The sequence below is a fragment of the Chryseobacterium sp. BGARF1 genome (assembly GCF_001677955.1).
Taxonomy (GTDB): Bacteria; Bacteroidota; Bacteroidia; order Flavobacteriales; family Weeksellaceae; genus Chryseobacterium.
Genome location: NZ_LELA01000211.1, coordinates 1 through 462, shown reverse-complemented (window position 1 = coordinate 462; position 462 = coordinate 1). Strand labels below are relative to the sequence as shown.

The 462-nt window shown below is 38.1% G+C and carries 1 protein-coding gene and 1 pseudogene; both read right to left on the bottom strand.

What is annotated here, in order from left to right:
• Positions 1–181: pseudogene (locus tag AB671_RS21635) on the bottom strand (glycine cleavage system aminomethyltransferase GcvT); the annotation flags it as partial.
• Between the two features lie 6 nt (positions 182–187).
• Positions 188–462: glycine cleavage system protein H (locus AB671_RS21630; RefSeq protein ID WP_066681406.1), on the bottom strand; the 275-nt coding region annotated here is incomplete at its 5' end.

The window sequence follows — 462 nt, the reverse complement described above, 5'->3', positions numbered from 1 at the left end:
TCGAGATCTCTCCCATATGTGACACATCAAAAACTCCAACACTGCTTCTTACCGTTTCATGCTCGCACGTTACTCCTTTGTACTGGACGGGCATTTCAAAACCGGCATATTCTACCATTTTCCCACCAAGGATGTGATGGATTGCATTAAATGCTGTTTTCTTTGTTTTTACAGACTCCATATTGTATTATAATCCTATTAGACATTTATATACATCAGGTCTCAGCAGCCATTCTGTATCAAAGAGGTTTGCCATTTTAATTTTTATCATCCACCCTTCTCCATAAGGATCAGAGTTTACCAGCTCAGGATTGGCTTCTAATTTGGGATTGATTTCCAATATTTTTCCCGCAATGGGTAGGAAAAGGTCAGACACTGTCTTTACAGCTTCAATTGTTCCAAATATCCCATGTTGTTTTAAGATTTCCCCAAGGGTTTCTATTTCAACATATACTATATCTC